We start from the raw sequence: 21,741 nt of genomic DNA, 5'->3' as shown, positions 1-21,741 counted from the left end.
GGAGCTCCTCCCATGCCTCAAGACCAGAAGGACATCGCCGGCTCCCGCAACAAGAAGCTCGCCGACCTCCTCCGTGCCGGTCCCATCGTTCCGGTCATCACGCTCGAGCGTGTGGAGGATGCGGTTCCCCTCGCCCAAGCTCTCGTGGCGGGCGGATTGCGGCTGCTAGAGATCACTTTGCGCACGCCGGCGGCGGCGGATTCGGCAGCCGCCATCATCAAGGAAGTTCCGGACGCCATCGTCGGCATCGGGACCGTGCTGACTCCGAAGGATCTGGAGCGCGCGCAAGCCCTCGGCGCACGCTATACCTTGAGCCCGGGCGCGACACCAGACCTGCTCGAAGCAGCAAGCCAGAGCGAGATGCCGTTCATTCCCGGCATCGCTACAGCGTCCGAACTCATGGCGGCCCTCGCCCACGGCTTCCAGACGGTCAAGTTCTTCCCGGCCGTTGCAGCAGGAGGCATCCCGGCGCTGAAGGCTCTCGCGGGCCCCTTCCCGCAGGCACGCTTCTGCCCGACGGGCGGCATCGACGAGAAGAACGCCCGCGACTGGCTTGCCCTGTCGAATGTAGTGGCTGTCGGTGGATCGTGGGTGTGCCAGACCTCCGACATCCGCGCTCAGGCCTGGGGCGAGATCACAGCGAAGGCGCAACGCGCAGTCATGTCCGTGAAGGAATGATCCTAGCGCATCGTGCGGACCCGAAGGGCCGCGCCCAAGGATGCACCAGCCAAGAGAAGGAGCATCGGACCCAGAAGTGGGGTCCACTTCTGGGTCCGATGCTCTAGGGCCGGCATAGTCGCTGACATTTCGTAGGATTGTCAGGCCCTTCCCCCTTGGTGATACTCCTTACCAAGGGGAGGAAAGATAGTGGTCTCGACGATCTACGACACGAACCTCGACAAGAACCCGGCGAATTATCAGCCGCTGACGCCGCTTTCCTTCCTGGAACGTGCAGCAAGCGTCCATCCGGACCGCCCGGCTGTGATTCACGGGGCCCTGAAGCGCAATTATCGTGACCTCTATGCCCGCTCCCGACGTTTAGCATCGGCGCTCGCCCAGCGCGGAATCGGACGCGGCGACACGGTATCGGTCATGTTGCCCAATACGCCGGCCATGCTCGAATGCCATTACGGCGTCCCCATGGCCGGCGTGGTGCTCAACACGCTGAACACCCGCCTCGACGCCAAGATCATTGCCTTTTCGCTTGAGCACAGCGAAGCCAAGGTTCTGATCACCGACCGGGAATTCTCGGCCATCATCAAGGCGGCCCTTGAGCTGTCCTCGGTCAAACCCCTCGTCATCGACTACGACGATCCGGAATTCACCGGCCCCGGCGAACGGCTTGGCACCATGGAATATGAGGAGTTCCTCGCCGCAGGCGATCCGAACTTCGCCTGGAGCCCGCCGCAGGACGAGTGGGATGCGATCACCCTGAACTATACGTCCGGCACCACTGGCGATCCGAAAGGCGTGGTTTATCACCATCGCGGCGCCTATCTGCTCGCCTTGGGCAACATCCTCACCGCCGGCATGGGACAGCACCCGGTCTATCTGTGGACGCTTCCCATGTTCCACTGCAACGGCTGGTGCTTCCCCTGGTCGCTCTCCATCGTCGCGGGCACCCATGTCTGCCTGCGCGCCGTGCGGGCGAAGCCCATGTATGACGCGCTCGCCGACCATAACGTCACGCATCTGTGCGGCGCGCCCATCGTCATGTCGACACTGCTCAACGCACCCGATCCCGAGAAGCGCTCCCTGCCCCACACGGTCAAATTCATGACCGCCGCTGCCCCGCCGCCGGAAGCCGTGCTCGCTGCGATGAAAGCTGCAGGTTTCGACGTGACGCATCTCTACGGCCTGACGGAGGTCTATGGCCCGGCGGTCGTCAACGAATGGCACGAGGAGTGGGACGCGCTCGACTCGGGCGGCTATGCGGCGAAGAAGGCCCGGCAGGGCGTGCGTTATCCGGTACTTGAAGCGCTTGACGTGCTCGATCCGGAAACCATGCAGCCGGTGCCTGCGGATGGCCGAACCCTCGGCGAGGTCATGTTCCGGGGCAACGTGGTGATGAAGGGTTATCTCAAAAATCCAGCCGGCACTGCCAAGGCCTTCGGGGGTGGCTGGTTCCATTCCGGCGATCTCGGTGTGAAATATCCTGACGGCTATGTGCAGCTGAAGGATCGCTCCAAGGACATCATCATTTCCGGCGGCGAGAACATCTCCTCCATCGAAGTGGAGGACGCGCTCTACAAGCATCCCGCCATCCAGGCCGCCGCCGTCGTCGCGATGCCGGATGAAAAATGGGGCGAGACGCCCTGCGCCTTTGTGGAACTGAAGCCCGATCAATCGATCTCGGCGGAGGACATCATCGCCTGGTGCCGACAGCACTTGGCGTCCTACAAGTGCCCGCGCACCGTGATCTTCACGGAGCTCCCGAAAACCTCCACGGGCAAGATCCAGAAATTCCAGCTGCGCGAGATGGCACGGGCCTACAAAGCGGCGAGTTGAAGAAGAAGCGCCTGATCAGTGCCCCCTCCATACGGGTTTGCGTTTCTCGATGAAGGCATCGATGCCCTCGGCGGCATCCTCCGCCATCATGTTGCAGGCCATGACGCTGCCCGCATAGGTATAAGCCTCCTCCAGGCTCATGGAGCGCTGGCGGCTGAACATCGCCTTGCCCGTGCGGATCGCGACAGGGCTCTTGGCGCAGATGTCGGATGTCAACGCGGCAACGGCGCGATCAAGCTCCGCATCCGGCGCGATTCTGTTGATGAGACCGAAGGACAAAGCTTCGGTTGCTGAAATGAAACGTCCCGTCACCAACATGTCGAAGGCTTGCTTGGGCGATACGTTACGGGAAAGCGCCACGGCCGGCGTGGAACAGAAAAGCCCCACATTGATGCCGGAAACGGCAAAGGTTGCACTCTCCGCGGCAACGGCGAGATCGCAGGAGGCGACCAGCTGGCAACCCGCGGCCGTCGCCATGCCGTGCACGCGGGCGATCACCGGCACGGGTAGATTGACGATGCCCTGCATGACCCGGCTGCATTGCGCGAAGAGCGCCTCATAGTAGTCCTGACGCGGATTGGCGCGCATCTGCTTGAGATCATGCCCCGCGCAGAAGGCCTTGCCGGAACCGGCGAGCACAACGCAGCGAACCGCCTCATCTGTCTTCAGATCGTCCAGCGCACCTTGAAGCGCCGTCAGCATTTCCTCGGACAGGGCATTGAACCGGGCCGGACGGTTTAGCGTGAGCGTCACTACCCCACCCCGATCCTCGCGCAGCAGAATGTCGTCGCCGGATATGGCCTGCTGAGCACTCATGGGCATTCTCCTCCGGATCGTTCCAGGAATGTTGTTCGCAGGATCCAACCCGAATAAACTCGATCTGACAATAAGACCCTTGAACGACGCCATCCTACAGAGTCCAGAAACGAGGTGCCCTTCGTGAGCAAGCCGCCCATCAGCCGCTTTCCCGTTCCCGAGATTGCCGACCTGCCGGAGGATATCCGCACGCGCATCCTCGCGGTCCAGGAAAAATCGGGCTTCGTGCCGAACGTCTTTCTGGTGCTGGCTCATCGCCCGGACGAGTTCCGCGCCTTCTTCGCCTATCACGACGCCCTGATGGACAAGCCCGGCAATCTCACCAAGGCCGAGCGCGAGATGATCGTGGTGGCGACAAGCAACGCCAATCAGTGCCAGTATTGCGTCGTTGCCCATGGGGCGATCCTGCGCATCCGGGCCAAGAACCCGCTGATCGCCGATCAGGTCGCCATCAATTACCGCAAGGCCGACATCACACCTCGACAGAAAGCGATGCTGGATTTCGCCATGAAGGTATCGTTGGAAGCCTATGCCGTCGGCGACGCCGACATCGCGGCCCTGAACTCACACGACTTCACGGAAGACGACGTGTGGGACATCGCCGCCATTGCCGCCTTCTTCGCCATGTCGAACCGTCTTGCTAATGTCACCAGCATGCGGCCGAACGACGAGTTCTATACACTCGGCCGGGGTTAAGCGGAAAGCACCTTGCCCGGATTGAGCAGGTTATCGGGATCCAGCGCCCGCTTGAGCGTGCGGGCGAGATCCATCTCGGTTGGGGCGCGATAGCGCGCGAGCTCGCCGACCCGGTACTGGCCGATGCCGTGCTCCGCCGAGATGCTACCGCCGAAAGCCGCCACCATGTCATGCACGATGCGGTTCACGACGCCTGAATCATGGCTGGCGTCGACGAGCACATTATAATGGATGTTGCCGTCGCCGAGATGCCCGAAAGCGTTCACGCGTGTGCCCGGGGCTCCGGCAGCGAGCGCCTCCCCAGCCTCGATCAGAAAGCGAGGAACTTCCGTCAGCGGCACGGAGACATCGTGTTTGACGCTCTTGCCCTCCCGTGCTTCGGATTCCGTCACATGCTCGCGCAGCGCCCAGAGCTGGGCCGCCTGTGCGCCTGATTCGGCAATGACGCCATCGAGTGCGATCTCCTGCTCGAAGGCCACGCCCAGCATCGTCTCGGCCGCTTCGCGCAGGCCCACGAGACTGGACGCCGCCTCGATCAGCACGAACCAATCGCCCTCGGCGATGGGAGCCTTCAAGCCGGCATGCTTGGCGACAAGCTGCATGGAGGTGGCCGAGATCAGCTCGAAGGCCGAGATCTGATCGCCCAATTCGTCCTGGGCGAGTGCGAGAAGCTGAAGGGCCGCCGCCGGGTCAGCGACCGAAAGCAGCGCGGTCACGGAAAGCTTCGGCCGCGGCAGAAGCCTTAAGATCGCCGCCGTCACGATTCCGAGCGTGCCCTCGCTGCCGATGAAGAGCTGCTTCCAATCATAGCCCGCATTGTCCTTGCGCAGCTTCCGCAGGCCATTGGCGATGGTCCCGTCCGGCAGCACCACTTCGAGGCCGAGCACGAGGCTGCGGGTCATGCCGTATCGCAGCACATTCACGCCGCCCGCATTGGCGGCGACCACGCCGCCGATAGTGGCCGAGCCCTCCGCCGCCAGGCTGATCGGTAGCAGGCGCCCTGCAGCCGCGGCGGCATCCTGCGCCACTTTCAGAATGCACCCGGCCTCCGCCTCGATGGTCAAGCCGACCGGATCGACATTGCGGATGGTGGCCATGCGGTTGAGAGACAAGATAACCTGCGTGCCTGAAGCATCCGGCACCGCGCCGCCGGCGAGCCCCGTATTGCCGCCCTGCGGGACGATGGCCACCTCCGCCTCACGGCAGATCCGCACGATTTCGGCGACCTGCTCGGTCGAGGATGGACGGACGACACAGGCCGGCTTGCCCGGGAAGAGCTTGCGCCAGTCGACGGCATAGGGCTCGAGATCCGGCCCTTCGGTGATGACGGCCGAAGGGCCGAGAAGCCCCGTCAGGCGCTGCAGCAGGTCCGTGGGCTTGGTCATCGAAAAATTCCTCGCGGTTTCGACCACCGCTCCTGTGACCGATCGGGGCGCGATCGTCAACGTGGAACCGCGAGGGACATATCGGCGAGAAGGACGCAGCACAGTTGCGCTTAGCGCTTGCCCGATCCGGGCTCGGCCATTTTGCGGTGCTGCTCGGCGAGCATACCGGCCGGCGTCACATTGGAAAGGATTGTGGTGAACTTGTTCTTCCAGCCGCTCACCACATCGCCGTCACCGCGAATCATGGCATCGAAGCCGACCTTCGCCACGAAGGCGGGATCGTCCTTCTTGTCCTGACCGACATGTGTGTCTTCCATGCCGGCGCGCTTGAAGAACTCGGTCTCGGTGGCGCCGGGCATTAGGCAGGTGACCGTCACATTCGTATCCTTCAACTCATTTCTGAGCGCGAAGGAGAAGGAATCGATGAAGGCCTTAGTGCCGTTGTAGACCGCCTGGAAGGAGCCCGGCATGAATCCGGCGATGGAATCGGTGATGAGGATGCGCCCTTCGTTCCTTGTGCGCATGTCTCGGCCGATCTTCTGGATCAGGTAGAGCGTGCCGGTAATGTTGGTGTCGATCACATGGCGTGCCTCAGCGAAATCCTGATCGAGAAAACCATGACCGAGTCCGTGCCCTGCATTGGCCAGAAGCGCATCAACCGACTGGCCTTTGGCAGCCGCGTAGAGCTTGTCAACGCCCTCATGGGTGGAGAGATCGACCTCCAGAGCCTCGACCTTTGCGCCAAGGCCCTGGAACTCCTTGGCCGCATCCTGGATGGCGGGCCGGTCAGCGGCGATCAGCAGATCGTAGCCGTTTTGGGCGCAGAGTTTCGCGAGCTCATAGCCGATACCTGAGGACGCGCCCGTCACGACGGCAAGCGGCTTTGCAGTGTCTGGCATGGCATTCTCCCAGCCGGTTCGAGAAATGGACCGGCCACTATCGGGGAGAAGCGAAACCGGCACGTGGTGCTTGAACTCTCGAAGGGCGTTTCAGTTCAAAAATTACCGATCGAGCGTCCGGTCTCGCCACGCCAAGCGTCCGTGGATTCAGTCCAGTCAAAGACCAGTTCCAGGCTGGTGCCGGACAGTTGCTTTCGCTTTTGGGGCAAGATACCTTCACCATAACAATAAAAGAAAGCTCAGGCTCTGAAGGGTCTGCAGCCGGGAGAGGCGCTCTTGGGTTCGCAAGAATCGGCGACGTTCGACGTCGCAGTAAGGGTTAGCGCATGCGGGCATGATAGGGCCCGAAACGCGGCGGAACATGGCGCCGCGACAATCTCCACATATCTTGCCGCTGCTGCCTTCGAACCTGCTCAAATCCCAGGGACGTGCTGATGACTCTCGCTCTCGAAGGCGTTTCGAAGAAAGTCGGAGCAGCGGTACATATCGACGATGTCCACCTGACCCTGGAGCGCGGCTCCCTCAATGTGCTGCTCGGGGCGACGCTTGCCGGAAAAACCTCGCTCATGCGGCTCATGGCCGGGCTCGACGCGCCCACGACCGGCCGAGTTCTCGTCGATGGCAAGGATGTGACGGGCTGGCCTGTGCAGCGCCGCAGCGTGGCCATGGTCTACCAGCAGTTCATCAACTATCCCTCGCTCGATGTTTACGAGAACATCGCCTCACCCCTGCGCGTCTCCGGCCTACCTAAGAATGAGATCGAGACACGTGTCCGCGAGGCGGCCAAGCTTCTGAAGCTGGAGCCCTATCTCGACCGCAAGCCGCTGAATCTCTCCGGCGGCCAGCAGCAGCGCACCGCCATCGCCCGGGCGCTGGTGAAACGGGCGGATCTCGTCCTGCTCGACGAGCCCTTGGCCAATCTCGATTACAAGCTGCGTGAGGAGCTGCGTGAGGAGCTGCCACGGGTCTTCGCGGCCTCAGGCGCTATCTTCGTCTATGCCACGACGGAACCGTCCGAGGCCCTGCTTCTCGGCGGCAATACAGCCACCTTGTTCGAAGGGCGGGTGACCCAGTTCGGATCGACACCGCAGGTCTACCGCCACCCTCACGACCTGACCACGGCCCGCGTTTTTTCCGATCCGCCGCTCAACACCCTGAAAGCCCGCAAGATCGGCAGCAGCGCGACCTTGAGCACAGGCGGCGAGATTCGGGCGTCAGGCCCGCTCGAAGCCGTACCCGACGGGGAATACACGATCGGATTCCGAGCCCATCATCTTGAGCTTGAGCCGGCCAATCCGGACGAGATCGCCATTCCGGCCATCGTGTCCGTCTCCGAGATCACGGGGTCGGAGAGCTATGTCCATCTCGACGCCAACGAGCACCGCCTCGTGGCGCTCGTCCCCGGCGTGAGGCGGCTCGAGCCGAAATCCGCCGTGACAACCTATATCGATCCGCGACACCTGTTCCTGTTCGATGCCGCGGGCCGCCTCGCCGCTGCCGACCCGGCGCAGAAAGCGGCATGAGGAGAGAGAGATGGCCCGCATCACGCTCGATCATCTCGCCCATGCCTACAAGCCCGATCCCCGCACGGCGGATGACTACGCTCTGAAGGAGATCAACCATGTGTGGAACCAGGGCGGCGCCTACGCGCTGCTGGGTCCCTCGGGCTGTGGCAAGACCACCCTGCTCAACATCATCTCCGGCCTCGTGCGCCCAACGCGCGGGCGCGTGCTCTTCAACGACCTCGATGTGACGGATCTGCCGACGGAAGCGCGCAACATCGCACAGGTGTTTCAGTTCCCCGTGGTCTACGACACGATGAGCGTGCGAGAGAATCTGGCGTTCCCGCTCAAGAACCGACACGTGCCGCGTGACAGGACGGCCCAGCGGGTGGAGGAGATCGCGCGACTGCTCGACCTCACCCGCGTGCTCGACCGCAAGGCCAGCAATCTCACGGCCGACATGAAACAGAAGATCTCCCTCGGGCGAGGCCTCGTGCGCCCCGACGTGGCTGCGATCCTGTTCGACGAGCCGCTCACGGTGATCGACCCGCATCTGAAATGGCAGCTGCGCTCGACCCTGAAGGAAATCCACCGCGCGCTCGACATCACCATGATCTATGTGACGCATGATCAGACCGAAGCGCTCACCTTCGCCGATAAGGTCGTGGTCATGCATGATGGCGCCGTGGTGCAGACGGGAACGCCGGACGAACTGTTCGAGCGTCCGGCCCATACCTTCGTCGGGCACTTCATCGGCTCGCCGGGCATGAACATTCTGCCCTGCCGGGTCGAAGGCGCCACCGCATTCATCGGCAATGAGGCAATCCCCCTACAGCGGAGCTATCGCATCCTGTCGGACGGCGAGCGGGTCGAGCTCGGCATCCGGCCGGAGTTCGTGCGGCTCCAGCCGAAGGGATTCGGACTGCCGGTCCAGATCCGGCGCATCGACGATATCGGGCGTGCCCGCATCGCCCGCGTCGAGATGAGCGGGCGCGCCCTTGCCGCCAGCGTTCCGGAGGGCATTTCCATCGAGGGGAGCGAGGCCGCGCTCGCCCTCGATCCGCGCCAAATCCACATCTATGCCAATGGGCATCTCGTCTCGGGCGAGCCCATCGGAGGGCACAGGGCATGACGAAGACCGTCAACAACAGAGCCTGGCTCTTCGTTCTGCCGGTCTTTGCCATCGTGGCCTTCTCGGCCGTGCTGCCGCTGATGACGGTGGTGAACTACTCGGTCCAGGACACGTTCGGCAACAATCAGTTCTTCTGGAATGGAATCGGCTGGTTCCAGGAACTGCTCGATCCTTCGACGGAGCTTGGCGGACGCTTCTTCAGTGCCCTGTGGCGCAGCCTCCTGTTCTCGGCGATCATTCTCATGATCGAGGTGCCGCTCGGCATTGCCGTAGCGCTCGCCATGCCGCGCGAAGGCTGGACGGTTGCGCTCTGCCTCGTGCTCATGGCGCTGCCGCTTCTCATCCCGTGGAACGTAGTCGGCACGATCTGGCAGGTCTTCGCCCGCAGCGACATCGGCCTTCTCGGCTGGACCGTCAACCATCTCGGCATCGACTACAATTACACCAACGATCCCATCGACGCCTGGGTGACGCTTATCGTCATGGATGTATGGCATTGGACAAGCCTCGTCGCCCTCCTCTGCTATGCCGGGCTTAAATCCATTCCCGATGCCTATTATCAGGCCGCCCGCATCGACGGCGCCTCACGCTGGGCGGTGTTCCGCACGATCCAGCTGCCGAAGATGCGGCGCGTGCTGCTGATCGCAGTGCTGCTGCGCTTCATGGATTCGTTCATGATCTACACCGAGCCCTTCGTGATCACCGGCGGCGGTCCCGGCAATGCCACTACCTTCCTGTCCATCGATCTGGTGAAGCTGGCGCTCGGCCAGTTCGACCTCGGCAAGGCGGCGGCCATGTCGCTGGTCTACAATCTGATTATCCTCGTCATCTGTTGGGTCTTTTACACCGTCATGACCAATGTGGATGCCGAACGCGAGAGGGTCGAAGCATGACCGGAACCATCGCCGTCGGTTCTTCCGAGACCAAGCCCATCGCAGCGCCCCTGGCTGCGAACCGCGCCCTGTCCGGCCCGCGCGTCAACGGACGCGTGATAGTGATGACCCTCTATCTTCTGTTCCTGATGTTGCCGATCTACTGGCTCGTGAACATGAGCCTGAAGACCAACATGGAAATCACGTCCGGCCTCACGCTCTGGCCGCGGGAGATCACCTTCGACAACTACATCAAGATCTTCACCGACGAGAGCTGGTACTCGGGCTATATCAACTCGCTGACCTATGTCGTCATCAACACGGTGCTGTCGATCTCCTTCGCGTTACCGGCCGCCTATGCCTTCTCCCGCTATAAATTCCTCGGCGACAAGCATCTGTTCTTCTGGCTGCTGACCAACCGCATGGCGCCGGCCGCGGTCTTCGCCCTGCCCTTCTTCAACCTCTATTCGGCCATCGGTCTCTTCGACACACCCTGGGCCGTCGCTTTGGCGCATTGCCTCTTCAACGTGCCGCTGGCAGTGTGGATTCTGGAAGGCTTCATGTCGGGCGTGCCGCGGGAGATCGACGAGACCGCCGCCATCGACGGCTATTCCTTCCCGCGCTTCTTCGTGAAGATCTTCATGCCGCTGATCGCCTCCGGCATCGGCGTTGCCGCTTTCTTCTGCTTCATGTTCTCCTGGGTCGAGCTGCTGCTGGCGCGCACGCTGACCTCGGTCAATGCCAAGCCCATCGCCGCCACCATGACGCGCACCATCTCAGCCGCCGGCATGGACTGGGGCCTGCTTGCCGCCGCCGGCGTGCTCACCATCGTGCCGGGGGCGCTCGTGATCTGGTTCGTCCGCAACTACATCGCCAAGGGCTTCGCCCTGGGCCGGGTTTAAGGAGAGCATCATGCCTGATCTCGCCTGGATGGCCTGGACATGGCAGACCGGCCTCTTCTTTGCCGGCATCGCGAGCCTGCTGCTGCTCATGACCCTGCTCGCGATCTATCGTCCCGAGACGGAGCGCGTTGGTGTGTTGCGGATCCCGACGACGCGCGGCGACCGCCTCTTCATCTCGCTTCTTGGTGCGGCCTTCATCCACCTCGCCTGGCTGGGCTTCGTCGGTCCTGACCTGTGGTGGGCTTCCGGCCTTTCCCTGCTCTACGCAGCTCTCGTATTTCGCTACGTCTAGGAGAAAAGGCTCAAGTCAATCCTCCGGTTAGCCCGGGCCGGAGGGAACAAGACCAGCGCACAAGCCGGCCAGGGCATTACTTGGGAGGAACGAATGAAACTCACCCAATCTCACCGGCACTTAAAGCTGTTTGTCACGACGAGTGTCCTCGCTATGGCGCTGGGCTCCAGCGCTGCTCTCGCGGGCATGGAAGAAGCCCGCCGCTGGATCGACAGCGAATTCCAGCCCTCCACGCTCTCGAAGGACGAGCAGCTGAAGGAGATGGAATGGTTCGTGAATGCGGCCAAGCCTTTCGCGGGCCAGGAGATCAACGTGGTCTCCGAGACCATCACGACCCATGAATACGAAGCGCGGACCCTTGCGAAAGCGTTCTCCGAAATTACCGGCATCAAACTCACCCACGACCTGATCCAGGAAGGCGACGTGGTGGAGAAGATCCAGACGCAGATGCAGTCGGGGCGCAACATCTACGATGCCTGGGTCAACGATTCCGATCTCATCGGCACCCATTTCCGCTACAAGCAGGCTATCCCGCTCGACGACTGGATGGCGGGAGAAGGCAAGGATGTGACCTCGCCGACCCTCGACGTCGCCGACTTCATCGGCAAGTCGTTCACCACGGCACCAGACGGCAAGATGTATCAATTGCCGGACCAGCAATTCGCGAATGTGTACTGGTTCCGCTACGACTGGTTCCAGCGCCCCGAGTTCAAGGAGAAGTTCAAGGCCAAGTACGGCTACGATCTCGGCGTTCCCGTGAACTGGTCGGCCTATGAGGACATCGCCGAATTCTTTACCAACGACGTGAAGGAGGTCGACGGCGTCAAGGTCTATGGCCACATGGATTACGGCCGCAAGGACCCGTCGCTCGGCTGGCGCTTCACGGATGCCTGGCTCTCCATGGCCGGCAACGGCGACAAGGGCATCCCGAACGGCCTGCCCGTCGATGAATGGGGCATCCGCATGGAGGGCTGCCGCCCGGTCGGCTCCTCCGTCGACCGCGGCGGCGACACCAATGGCCCAGCTGCCGTCTACGCCATCACCAAATATCTCGACTGGATGAAGAAATATGCCCCGCCTCAAGCGCAGGGCATGAATTTCTCCGAGTCGGGACCGGTGCCGGCGCAGGGCAACATCGCCCAGCAGATCTTCTGGTATACGGCATTCACCGCCGACATGGTGAAGCCCGGTCTTCCCGTCGTGAACGCGGACGGCACGCCGAAATGGCGCATGGCGCCCTCACCCCACGGCTCGTACTGGAAGGATGGCATGAAGCTCGGCTACCAGGATGCGGGATCGTGGACGTTGCTGAAGTCCACTCCCGTCGACCGCCGTAAAGCGGCCTGGCTCTATGCGCAGTTCGTCACCTCGAAGACGGTCTCGCTGAAGAAGAGCCATGTGGGCCTCACCTTCATCCGCGAGAGCGATATCTGGCACCCATCGATGACGGAGCGCGCGCCGAAGCTCGGCGGCCTCGTCGAGTTCTACCGCTCGCCCGCCCGCGTGCAATGGACGCCGACCGGCAACAACGTGCCGGATTATCCCAAACTCGCGCAGCTCTGGTGGCAGAATATCGGCGACGCGGCTTCAGGCGCCAAGACCCCGCAGGAAGCGATGACCTCGCTTGCCGCAGCCCAGGACGAAGTGCTCGGCCGTCTCGAGCGCGCCAATGTGCAAGGCGAATGCGGTCCGAAGCTGAACCCGAAAACCTCCGCCGAGGAATGGTACAAGAAGGCGGAAGCCGCCGGCACCATCGCGCCCCAGCGCAAGCTGGCCAACGAGAAGCCGAAGGGTGAGACGGTGGATTACGACACGCTCATCAAGAGCTGGCCCGCTTCTCCGCCGAAGCGCAGCTGACCGATACAGGCCCCGCCCGCAAGGCGGGGCCTTTTTCATGTGAGGCGGCGCACACCACCTAGCCGCTCGGTCAGTACCGAAGAAGGCCGATTGTCGGCAGGATCGTCTGGACGATGACCGAAGAGGTTTGTCATGCCAGATCCATCAACCGGTTTTTCCCTCGACGCGATCTCGAACCATGTCGCTGATCTGCTCGATGGCATCGCGCCCCGACTCGTGACAGTTCACGGTCGCAGACGCGGAACGTCGAGCGGCTTCCATTGGCGTCCTGGGCTCATCGTGACGGCAGAGGAAGCACTGGAAGCCGATGGAGACGTGACAATCACTCGTCCCGATGGAAGCCAGGTCTCAGCCAGTCTTGTCGGCCGCGACCCGAGCACGGACATCGCTCTTCTTCGCACGGAAGAGCAGCCGCTGGAGGAGATCATCTTCAGTGCGACCGACGGGCTCCGGACCGGCCACCTCGTTCTCGCTGTAGGGCGGATGCCGGAGGGCCTGAGTGCGGCGCTGGGCATCGTTGCCCTTGCAAGTGGCCCCTGGAAGAGCCTGCGCGGCGGCCATATCGACCGCAGGATCCATCTGGATCTCAGGCTCAACTTCCAATCGGAAGGCGGCGTCGCCCTCGATACCAGCGCCCGGATCGTCGGCATGACGGTCCTCGGCCCGCGAGGCCGCGTTTTCGTCATCCCATCAGAGACCATCGAGCGGGTGGCTCCCCAGCTTCTCGACAAGGGCCGCGTGGCCCGCGGCTATCTGGGCCTCGGGCTCCAGCCGATCCGCATCGACAAGGCTGCAGCCGATGCGGCGGGGCTTGCGGAACCGCGTGGCTTGATCGTCGTCAGCGTGGACCAGGACGGTCCAGGACAGAAGGCGGGGATTCGCCAAGGCGACATCCTCGTCCGATGGAATGCCGACATCCTGCCCTCGGTCCGCCGCGTCTATACGCTTCTAGGCCCCGAGAGCGTGGGCCGATCCGTCAATCTAGGAATTGTGCGGACGGGTGCGCATATGACTCTTGCGGTAGAGATCAGGGAGCGCCCGAAGCCTCAGTAGCGAAAGGCGCCGATGGGGTGAAGCCTTGTGGAAGGTCGCTCTTCACATCGACGATGCGAGCCTGCTCGATCACATCGCCACGATCCTGGCTGAGGAAGCCGGAATCAGCACCCTGCACTCAGACAACCCTGACGTGGTGTTCACGGATCACCTGTCCTTCTCCGAGATGGCCCCGACAATCCTCCTCGGCGATATTCTGAACGGACTTGAAGCGCTCAAAGCCGGAGCGAGCGGAATTCTTCCCCGCGATGTCGCCGTCTCAGATCTTCTGCTGGCGATGGAGGCCGCCAGCCGGGGCTTCGTCATCCTGCCGCAAAGTGCTGCCGGGATCGGCCGGGGTCCGGCTCCGCATGATCCGCCGCGGGACGACCTGCTCACCCCGCGCGAGCTCGAAGTCCTGCGGCTGCTGGCGGAAGGCGCATCGAACAAACTCATTGCCCGTAAGCTCGGGATCTCATTCCACACCGCGAAATTCCACGTCTCCTCCATCGCGGCGAAACTCGATGCAACCGGGAGAACGGACGCCGTCGCGCAGGCGGTCCGTCTCGGCCTCATCCTGCTGTGACATACCGGCGATGCGTTCCGAGCTCTTGGGTCTTGTACTTCGCATCACCACATGATGTGAAATAGCGTTATCCCTGGAGGGCTCCATGCTCGATCGCACTCCAACCTTTCTCCTCCACACGAGTGACTCCACATCGCCGTCACGACCGGCTTCCGATGCCCGCGATGACGATAAACTGCTCGATTCCTACTCGAAGGCCGTGACAAGCGTCGTGGACCGCATCGGTCCCGCGGTGGTACGGGTCGAGCCTCAGGCTTCGGGACGAGTAGCCGGCATGGGTTCGGGCGTCATCATCTCGCCCGATGGGCTGCTGCTCACCAACAGCCATGTCATGCAGGGCGCGCGGGAGGCGCGTCTCACCGGATCCGATGGACGTACCATCGACGCCCGGGTGATCGGTGACGATCCCGACACGGATCTCGCCCTGCTGCGCGCCAATGGCGACAGGTTTCCCTTCGCCACCCTGGGCGATTCCAAACGACTGAAGCGCGGTCAGGTCGCAATCGCCATCGGCAACCCGTTGGGATTCGAGTCGACAGTGACGGCCGGTGTGGTCTCCGCTCTCGGGCGAAGCCTGCGAGCGAAGTCGGGACGGCTCATCGACGATGTGATCCAGACCGATGCAGCCCTGAACCCGGGCAATTCCGGCGGCCCACTTGTGGCGACCTCCGGCGAGGTAATCGGCATCAACACGGCCGTCATCATGGGAGCTCAGGGCATCTGCTTTGCCGTCGCGAGCAACACGGCAAGTTTCGTCGTGTCGGAACTGATCCGCCATGGCCGCGTTCGCCGAGCCTCGATCGGCATCGCGGGACAGACGGTGCCGCTGCCGCGGCGCATCAGCTATGCGGCCGGTTTGACCGGAAAATTCGGCGTGGTCATCGCCGCAGTGGAACCGGGCAGCCCAGCGGAACATGCGCAGCTCGAACAGGGCGATGTCATCCTCTCGCTCGACGGCGAGCCGGTCGGTGGCGTCGACGATCTGGTGCGCCTGCTGAACGGCGAGCGGATCGGGCGCTTCGTCGAACTCGTGCTTCTCAAGAAAGGCGAAATGCGCACTGTGACGATCACCCCCGTCGAGCGAAAGACAAAAGCCGCTCGCTCGGAATAAGCGGTGCAACAAAGATTTAGAGCGGAGCCCAGTTTCCTATTCCGCTTCCGCTCGAGATCCCTCTTCCTCCAAACGTGAAGGATCGAGCGTGAACAGCTCCTGCGGCCGGGCAACCCCTCTCAGCGCATAACGGCCGACCGACACGAGGCATTCCTGATCATGCGCCGAGGCCGTCGAATGAAAAGCGGACGAAACCAAGACATCGCGCTCGACGGAACGGCACAAAGCGCCGATCCGGCTCACTTCATTGACGGCCGGCCCCACGACCGTGAAGTCCAGGCGGTCCTGGCTGCCGATATTGCCATAAAAGACCTCGCCGATATGCAGGCCGAGATAAGCGCTCGTGACCGGCAGGTTGCATGATCGGCGCTCGTCGTTCAGGGCCTGGATGCGAGAGCGCATCAGTCGCTCCGCCTTGAGAGCGGACCGGCAGGCTTCACTCGCATCCTCCTCCTTGAAGATTGCAAGTGCGCCATCCCCGATGAGCTTCAGGACATCGCCGCCTGCTTCATAAATGGACGAGATGACGGCTTCCGAATAATCGTTCAGGAAGGGGATGATCTGCTCGGGATCCGCCGTCTCCGTGATGTGGGTGAAACTGTGCAGGTCGCTGAACCACAGAACAGCTTGGATCCGGTCCGTGACGCCGCGGGCAATGCGACCGTTCAGGACGAGCCGGCCGGCATCGCGCCCGAGGTAGGTCTCGACGAGGGTCTTGGCAATACGCGCGAGCGAAGCGCATTTCAAGGCGAGCATCAGGGGTGAGGCCAGCTCGCGCAGAAGCGCGATGTGCTCATCGGTAAAGCCGGAATGAGCGTCCGTCGTCCAGGAGGAATAGAAGCAATCCATCTCGCCGATCGCGCCTTCGACAGCAAAGCGATGAATCAGAACCACATAATCCGTCTGCCCATCGGCCCGCAGATCCTTGAGGACGGAGAAGTCCTCAGGATGGCCGGGGCCGATCCGCCGTCGCAGGAAGTCCTCTCCGCTGACGAGAAGATGGTAGTAGGTGCTCCGGCGCCAGTTTTCGGCCGCCTCGCCTTCCACATTGGTGCGGCCATATTCGACCACCGGATTGAGGCTTTCCTGATCGTCACGACGCCAGCGGAAAACGCGTCCCTCATGGATCGGGTGCAGCGTGTCGATGACGATATTGACCCGCGAGACAGGCAATCCTTCCGCAATCAGGCGGTCGCAGAAGCCATGCAGGAGCTCAAGCTCCGACATACCGATCAATCCGGCCTCGGTGACCCATTTCGCGATGCTGGCTGCCCTGGCTGCGTCCATAGGGGTCTCTTCACAACGATGATTCTGTCAGCCATCCATGACGGCACATTGGATGGTTGGTCAAAGCCGAATGTCGATCAAGCGGCGCGCCTGCCATCGATCTACTCGGCGGGTTTCGGTTGAGTTTCCACGGCACCGGCTCGCTTCATGCCCGCGCGCCTAAACATCCGAAGGACCACAAGCCGTACGGCCACGTAGAAGACCGGCGTCAGGAACAACCCGAACACGGTCACCCCGAGCATGCCGGCGAACACGGCCGTGCCCAGGGCCTGTCTCATCTCGGCTCCGGGTCCGGTCGCAATCGCAAGCGGCAGCACACCGAGGATGAAGGCGAATGCCGTCATCAGGATGGGACGTAGCCTCAGCCGGCAGGCTTCGACGACGGCCTCGACCGGCGTCTTGCCTTCAAATTCCGCCTGCCTTGCGAATTCGACGATAAGGATCGCATTCTTGGCAGCCAATCCAACCAGAACCACCAGGCCGATCTGGGTCAGGATGTTGTTGTCCTGCCCACGGATCATCACGCCGATCAGCGCAGAGAGCACGCTCATCGGGACAATCAGGATGATGGCGATGGGCATCGACCAACTTTCATACTGGGCCGCCAGCACAAGGAATACGAAGAGCACCGACAAGGCGAAGATGAACACCGCCGTGTTGCCGGTCTGCCGTTCCTGGAAGGCCAGTTCCGTCCACTCGAAACCCATGCCGGGCGAAAGATTTTGCCGAACCAATTGCTCCATGGTATCGAGGGCGGTGCCCGAGGACGTGCCCGGACCGGCATTGCCCTGCAGGGCCACCGAGGTGAACATGTTGTAGCGCTGGATCAGATCGGCACCAGAGACCTCGCGCATCTCGACGAGCGTGCCCAAAGGCACGAGAGCGCCCGTGGACGAGCGAACCCGCAATCGGTTGATATCTTCCTGATCGATACGGAAGCGCTGATCGGCCTGGGCGCGCACCTGGTAGACGCGCCCGAAGGCATTGAAGTCGTTGACATAGGCCGTGCCGAGATTGATGCGCAGCGTCTCGAAGATGTTGGGGATCGGCACGTTCAGGATGCTCGCCTTCTGGCGGTCGATCTCCAGATAGACCTGCGGCGAATTGGCCGAGAATGTCGTGAAGACGCCGGCCAGGTTCGAGTTCTGCCGCGCCTGTCCCATCAGCTGATAGGCGACCGCCAGAATGCCGCGCACATCGTCGCCTGTCCGATTCTGGATCTGGACCTTGAAGCCTCCGGAATTGCCGAGCCCGCGCACCGGCGGCGGCGGAATGGCGATGATGAACGCCTCCTCGATCTGCTGCATGCGGGCGAAAAGATCGCCGATGATTTTAGATCCGGTATCGCCCGCCTCGATCCGCTCGTCGAAAGGCTTGAACCCGGCGAAGATCGCCGCGGAATTGGTCGCATTGGTGAAGGTGGCGCCCGAAAACCCCGCGAAGGCCACAGCATTCTTCACGCCTGGCGTTTCTTGAATGATCTTCGATGCCCTTTGCACCACTGCATCGGTGCGCGACAGGGAGGCGCCATCCGGCAGCTGGATCACCACGATGGCATAGCCCTGGTCGAGCGTCGGAATGAAGCCACGCGGTACGTGGTTGGCGATCCATACGGTGCCGGCCAGAAGGCCGACATAGATCGGCAATACAATCAGCTTGTGTCGCGCCAGCGTTCCCACAGTCCTGGCATAGCCATTGGCTGTGGCATCGAAACCGCGATTGAAGCCGTTGGCCAGTGTTCGTCCAAACCGGGCAATCGGATTCCTGGAGTGCTCATGGCTGTGCGGCTTCAGGAGGAATGCCGCGAGGGCCGGCGACAATGTCAGGGAGTTGAAGGCCGAGATGACTGTAGAGACTGCGATGGTCAGGGCGAATTGCCGGTAGAACTGACCGGATATACCCGGAATGAAAGCCGTCGGCACGAAGACTGCCACCAGGACCAGCGCGATGGCCACGAGAGCGGTGCCGACCTCGTCCATGGTCGTGTGGGCGGCATCCCGCGGCGACATGCCGAGAGCGATGTTACGCTCCACATTCTCCACCACCACGATGGCATCGTCGACCACGATGCCGATGGCCAGAACCATGCCGAAAAGGGTCAAGGTATTGATCGAGAATCCAAGGGCCGCCATGAAGGCAAAGGTGCCGATCAGCGAGACGGGAATTGCCACGATGGGAATGATCGCCGTGCGCCAGCTCTGCAGGAACACGAACACCACGATCACGACGAGCACCGTGGCCTCGAACAGGGTCTTGTAGACCTCGTTCACGCTCTCGGCGATGAATTCCGTGGGATTATAGACGATCTGATAAGCGATGCCCGGCGGAAAGTTGCCCTTGAGCTCCTCCATGGTCCGGGTGATCTGATCCGACGCGGCGAGCGCGTTGGTGCCAGGCCGCTGGAAAATCGCGAGCGCGACGGCAGGCTTGCCGTTAAGATAGGAATTCGTCACGTAATCCTGGGCGCCGAGCTCGATGCGGGCGACGTCCTGCAGCCGCACGAGACGGCCCTGCGGTGTCGCCTGAACGATGATCTGCCGGAACTGGCGTGGATCCTCGAAGCGACCCTGTGTCGTCACCGTCAGCTGGAACGCCGCATCCGTCGGTGTCGGCTCCTGCCCCAAGGCGCCGCCGGACACTTGAACATTCTGCTCCTGAATCGCGCGCACCACCTCGCTCGACGTCATGCCGTAGGAGGCAAGCTTCTCCGGATCGAGCCAGATGCGGATGGAATATTGCCGCTCACCGAAGATGATGAGATCGCCCACGCCATCGAGCCGCAACAGGATGTCGCGCACATAGTTGCGGGCATAGTTCGAGACATAGAGCTGATCATACGAATTGTCCGGCGAGAGCATGTGCACGACCATCATCAGATCGGGCGAGCTCTTGAGTGTCGTCACGCCGAGGCGCCGCACCTCTTCCGGCAGGCGCGGCGTTGCAATGGCCACGCGGTTCTGAACCAGCACCTGGGCCTTGTCGAGATCGGCGCCGAGCTTGAAGGTGATCGTCAACGCCATAGCGCCGTCGCCGGTCGAGTACGAGGACATGTAGAGCATGTCCTCGACACCGTTGATCTGCTGCTCCAGCGGTGTCGCAACCGTCGCCGCAACCGTCTGCGCATCGGCTCCCGGATAGCTCGCCCGGACCACCACGGTTGGCGGCGCGATCTCCGGATATTGCGCGACCGGCAGAGTCGTATACGCGATCCCGCCGATGACCAGGAACAGCACCGACAGGACCGTCGCAAAAATGGGGCGGTCGACGAAGAAATGGGCAAAGCGCATGAAAAGCGCCCTCCTCGCGTGAGATCAGCTGCCGTTTCGTTCCCGCATCGGGGGAAGGGTCGTCAGTTGCGGCGTGATCGGCGCTCCGGGCCGAATCCGGACAAGACCGTTCACGACCACCGTCTCGTTGCCGGTCAGCCCGTCCCGGATGACCCTGTAACCGTCGATCCTTGGACCGATACGCACGGGCTTGAGATTGACGGTGTTATTCTCGCCGACCACGTAGACGACGCGCCTGTCCTGGTCGCTGCCGATGGCCTCGTCGGGCAGGAGAATGCCCTTGTAAGGATCGGAGGCGCCCACCGTGACGCGGCCGAACAGGCCGGGGGTCAGGAAACGATCCTTGTTCTCGAAGACCGCGCGCACACGGATCGTGCCGCTTGCCGAGTCGAGCCGGTTGTCGACGAAATCGAGATGCCCCTTGCGCTGCCCGAGGCGCTCGTCCGTCAATGTGAGCACGACTTCGTTGGTCTCTCCGCTAGCCGAGGTATTCGTGCCGCCACGGGTTTGCCGCGAAAAGGCCAGATAGGAGCGCTCATCGACATCGAAGTAGAACTGGATCGGATCGAGCGAGAGAACGTTTGTCAGGATCGTCTCGTTGGCATTGACCAGATTGCCCTCGGAGACGAGCTTGCGCGAAATTCTCCCCGACAGGGGCGTTTTGATCTCCGTGAATTCGACATCGAGCTGCGCTTGCCGCAACGCTGCCTGCGCACGGTCCAGCTCCGCCTTGGTCGTCAGGAACGCCTGCCGCCGCTGATCGTAAAGCTGATCGGTGATATTGCCGGTTCGGCGCAGTTGCTCGGCGCGCTCGAGGTCGCTCTGCGCGAATTCCAGGCGAACCTGAGTCGATGTGACGGCTGATTGTGCCTGCTCAAGCGCATTGCGATAGGGCCGCTGGTCGATGGTGAAGAGGAGGTCTCCCGCCTTGACAAAGGTGCCATCTTGAAAATGCACCTTGTCGAGGTAACCCGAGACCCGCGCCCGTATATCGACCTGATCGATGGCCTCGAAGCGCCCGATGAAGTCATCCCGCTCGACGATATCCTTCACGAGGGGTTTTGCGACTGTGACCGGCGGCGGCGGCGCAGGAGTGCCCTGAGCCAAGGCCAGGCTCGCCGCGCCGAACCATGAAAAAAGAACGCTTGCAACAAACACGGATCGAGGAAAGCGCATGCGTAACCTCCTGATCGGGACTATCGACGCAGCACCATACTTCCAAATTTCGGCTCTCAGCCCTGTGTGCAATGGCACGTGGAGGAGCCTTTATCCTTATTGCGATGCAATACTACGCATTGATGAGTTTCTGACAAGATACGCAACAGTGATACGCAACAGGTACAGAACTTGGCTGCACCTTTGATCTGCTTAAGCTGTCCATGAGATTCAATTGAAACGGTGCCCACAGCTTCAATGATGGGATGGCACCCGTCGCCGCACACCTAGCCGGTTGGCTAAAGCGCTTTTGATCTGGGCTTGAATCCCTTCGGGTGGTCTGTGCGTTGATTGGGATATGGCCCGGGAGGCGAGCCATGCCCCAGCCCTATTCTCCCGATTTGCGCGAACGTGTTCTTGAC

The 21,741-nt window shown here is 62.1% G+C and carries 17 protein-coding genes and 1 pseudogene; 12 read left to right on the top strand and 6 right to left on the bottom strand.

Annotation, left to right across the window (positions count from 1 at the left end; all coding sequences use genetic code 11):
- Window positions 1-12: 12 nt before the first annotated feature.
- Entirely contained in the window at window positions 13-678 is a 666-nt protein-coding gene (eda, locus tag ACS5Q1_RS23920) for a bifunctional 4-hydroxy-2-oxoglutarate aldolase/2-dehydro-3-deoxy-phosphogluconate aldolase (RefSeq protein ID WP_473100511.1), read from the top strand.
- Between the two features lie 186 nt (window positions 679-864).
- Window positions 865-2,508: an acyl-CoA synthetase gene (locus ACS5Q1_RS23915; RefSeq protein ID WP_473100536.1), complete on the top strand. Its 1,644-nt coding sequence runs from the start codon at window positions 865-867 to the stop codon at window positions 2,506-2,508.
- A 15-nt stretch (window positions 2,509-2,523) separates the two neighbouring features.
- On the opposite strand, the gene ACS5Q1_RS23910 is transcribed toward ACS5Q1_RS23915, so the two are convergent.
- Window positions 2,524-3,324: an enoyl-CoA hydratase gene (locus ACS5Q1_RS23910; protein ID WP_473100510.1), complete on the bottom strand. Its 801-nt coding sequence runs from the start codon at window positions 3,322-3,324 to the stop codon at window positions 2,524-2,526.
- Window positions 3,325-3,447: 123 nt separating this feature from the next.
- On the opposite strand from ACS5Q1_RS23910, the gene ACS5Q1_RS23905 reads away from it, so the two are divergent.
- Entirely contained in the window at window positions 3,448-4,020 is a 573-nt protein-coding gene (locus tag ACS5Q1_RS23905) for a peroxidase-related enzyme (protein ID WP_473100509.1), read from the top strand.
- On the opposite strand, the gene ACS5Q1_RS23900 is transcribed toward ACS5Q1_RS23905, so the two are convergent.
- Window positions 4,017-5,405 carry an FAD-binding oxidoreductase gene (locus tag ACS5Q1_RS23900; RefSeq protein WP_473100508.1) on the bottom strand — a complete coding sequence of 463 codons (1,389 nt, stop codon included), beginning with the start codon at window positions 5,403-5,405 and terminating at the stop codon, window positions 4,017-4,019. The two genes, ACS5Q1_RS23905 and ACS5Q1_RS23900, sit on opposite strands and share 4 nt — an antisense overlap.
- A gap of 110 nt (window positions 5,406-5,515) precedes the next feature.
- Complete coding sequence (locus ACS5Q1_RS23895; protein WP_473100507.1) at window positions 5,516-6,304, bottom strand: SDR family NAD(P)-dependent oxidoreductase; 789 nt, start codon at window positions 6,302-6,304, stop codon at window positions 5,516-5,518.
- A gap of 434 nt (window positions 6,305-6,738) precedes the next feature.
- On the opposite strand from ACS5Q1_RS23895, the gene ACS5Q1_RS23890 reads away from it, so the two are divergent.
- The 9 genes and pseudogenes from ACS5Q1_RS23890 to ACS5Q1_RS23850 all read left to right on the top strand — a co-directional run bounded on the left by ACS5Q1_RS23890 (window position 6,739) and on the right by ACS5Q1_RS23850 (window position 15,590).
- On the top strand, window positions 6,739-7,827 hold the full coding sequence (locus ACS5Q1_RS23890) for an ABC transporter ATP-binding protein (protein ID WP_473100506.1): 1,089 nt from the start codon (window positions 6,739-6,741) through the stop codon (window positions 7,825-7,827).
- 10 nt (window positions 7,828-7,837) lie between these two features.
- The gene (locus ACS5Q1_RS23885) at window positions 7,838-8,938 is read left to right on the top strand and encodes an ABC transporter ATP-binding protein (protein ID WP_473100505.1); all 1,101 of its coding nucleotides are present in this window, start codon (window positions 7,838-7,840) and stop codon (window positions 8,936-8,938) included.
- On the top strand, window positions 8,935-9,831 hold the full coding sequence (locus tag ACS5Q1_RS23880; protein WP_473100504.1) for a carbohydrate ABC transporter permease: 897 nt from the start codon (window positions 8,935-8,937) through the stop codon (window positions 9,829-9,831). The genes ACS5Q1_RS23885 and ACS5Q1_RS23880 overlap by 4 nt, the downstream gene beginning before the upstream one ends.
- A gap of 122 nt (window positions 9,832-9,953) precedes the next feature.
- Window positions 9,954-10,712: pseudogene (locus ACS5Q1_RS23875) on the top strand (carbohydrate ABC transporter permease); the annotation flags it as partial.
- Between the two features lie 10 nt (window positions 10,713-10,722).
- The gene (locus ACS5Q1_RS23870) at window positions 10,723-11,004 is read left to right on the top strand and encodes a DUF2160 domain-containing protein (RefSeq protein WP_473100503.1); all 282 of its coding nucleotides are present in this window, start codon (window positions 10,723-10,725) and stop codon (window positions 11,002-11,004) included.
- Window positions 11,005-11,097: 93 nt separating this feature from the next.
- A complete protein-coding gene (locus ACS5Q1_RS23865; RefSeq protein ID WP_473100502.1) occupies window positions 11,098-12,861 on the top strand; it encodes an ABC transporter substrate-binding protein in 1,764 nt (587 codons plus the stop codon).
- 132 nt (window positions 12,862-12,993) lie between these two features.
- A complete protein-coding gene (locus ACS5Q1_RS23860) occupies window positions 12,994-13,914 on the top strand; it encodes a S1C family serine protease (protein WP_473100501.1) in 921 nt (306 codons plus the stop codon).
- Between the two features lie 166 nt (window positions 13,915-14,080).
- Entirely contained in the window at window positions 14,081-14,479 is a 399-nt protein-coding gene (locus ACS5Q1_RS23855; RefSeq protein WP_473100535.1) for a LuxR C-terminal-related transcriptional regulator, read from the top strand.
- Between the two features lie 85 nt (window positions 14,480-14,564).
- Window positions 14,565-15,590, top strand: coding sequence for a S1C family serine protease (locus ACS5Q1_RS23850; RefSeq protein WP_473100500.1), 1,026 nt, complete (start codon window positions 14,565-14,567; stop codon window positions 15,588-15,590).
- A 36-nt stretch (window positions 15,591-15,626) separates the two neighbouring features.
- On the opposite strand, the gene ACS5Q1_RS23845 is transcribed toward ACS5Q1_RS23850, so the two are convergent.
- From ACS5Q1_RS23845 to ACS5Q1_RS23835, 3 genes are all read right to left on the bottom strand, one after another.
- Entirely contained in the window at window positions 15,627-16,877 is a 1,251-nt protein-coding gene (locus ACS5Q1_RS23845) for an adenylate/guanylate cyclase domain-containing protein (RefSeq protein WP_473100499.1), read from the bottom strand.
- Between the two features lie 101 nt (window positions 16,878-16,978).
- The gene (locus tag ACS5Q1_RS23840; protein ID WP_473100497.1) at window positions 16,979-20,164 is read right to left on the bottom strand and encodes an efflux RND transporter permease subunit; all 3,186 of its coding nucleotides are present in this window, start codon (window positions 20,162-20,164) and stop codon (window positions 16,979-16,981) included.
- A gap of 24 nt (window positions 20,165-20,188) precedes the next feature.
- Window positions 20,189-21,340, bottom strand: coding sequence for an efflux RND transporter periplasmic adaptor subunit (locus tag ACS5Q1_RS23835; protein ID WP_473100496.1), 1,152 nt, complete (start codon window positions 21,338-21,340; stop codon window positions 20,189-20,191).
- Between the last annotated feature and the right edge of the window lie 401 nt (window positions 21,341-21,741).

The organism is Microvirga sp. GN3 (assembly GCF_055792825.1).
This window is presented reverse-complemented; position numbering and strand designations above follow the sequence as displayed.

Coding starts and splice junctions, on each gene's coding strand:
- eda (WP_473100511.1), top strand. CDS start 13: ATGCCTCAAGACCAGAAGGACATCGCCGGCTCCCGCAACAAGAAGCTC.
- ACS5Q1_RS23910 (WP_473100510.1), bottom strand. CDS start 3,324: ATGAGTGCTCAGCAGGCCATATCCGGCGACGACATTCTGCTGCGCGAG.
- ACS5Q1_RS23900 (WP_473100508.1), bottom strand. CDS start 5,405: ATGACCAAGCCCACGGACCTGCTGCAGCGCCTGACGGGGCTTCTCGGC.
- ACS5Q1_RS23895 (WP_473100507.1), bottom strand. CDS start 6,304: ATGCCAGACACTGCAAAGCCGCTTGCCGTCGTGACGGGCGCGTCCTCA.
- ACS5Q1_RS23890 (WP_473100506.1), top strand. CDS start 6,739: ATGACTCTCGCTCTCGAAGGCGTTTCGAAGAAAGTCGGAGCAGCGGTA.
- ACS5Q1_RS23885 (WP_473100505.1), top strand. CDS start 7,838: ATGGCCCGCATCACGCTCGATCATCTCGCCCATGCCTACAAGCCCGAT.
- ACS5Q1_RS23880 (WP_473100504.1), top strand. CDS start 8,935: ATGACGAAGACCGTCAACAACAGAGCCTGGCTCTTCGTTCTGCCGGTC.
- ACS5Q1_RS23870 (WP_473100503.1), top strand. CDS start 10,723: ATGCCTGATCTCGCCTGGATGGCCTGGACATGGCAGACCGGCCTCTTC.
- ACS5Q1_RS23865 (WP_473100502.1), top strand. CDS start 11,098: ATGAAACTCACCCAATCTCACCGGCACTTAAAGCTGTTTGTCACGACG.
- ACS5Q1_RS23860 (WP_473100501.1), top strand. CDS start 12,994: ATGCCAGATCCATCAACCGGTTTTTCCCTCGACGCGATCTCGAACCAT.
- ACS5Q1_RS23855 (WP_473100535.1), top strand. CDS start 14,081: ATGGCCCCGACAATCCTCCTCGGCGATATTCTGAACGGACTTGAAGCG.
- ACS5Q1_RS23850 (WP_473100500.1), top strand. CDS start 14,565: ATGCTCGATCGCACTCCAACCTTTCTCCTCCACACGAGTGACTCCACA.
- ACS5Q1_RS23845 (WP_473100499.1), bottom strand. CDS start 16,877: ATGGACGCAGCCAGGGCAGCCAGCATCGCGAAATGGGTCACCGAGGCC.
- ACS5Q1_RS23840 (WP_473100497.1), bottom strand. CDS start 20,164: ATGCGCTTTGCCCATTTCTTCGTCGACCGCCCCATTTTTGCGACGGTC.
- ACS5Q1_RS23835 (WP_473100496.1), bottom strand. CDS start 21,340: ATGCGCTTTCCTCGATCCGTGTTTGTTGCAAGCGTTCTTTTTTCATGG.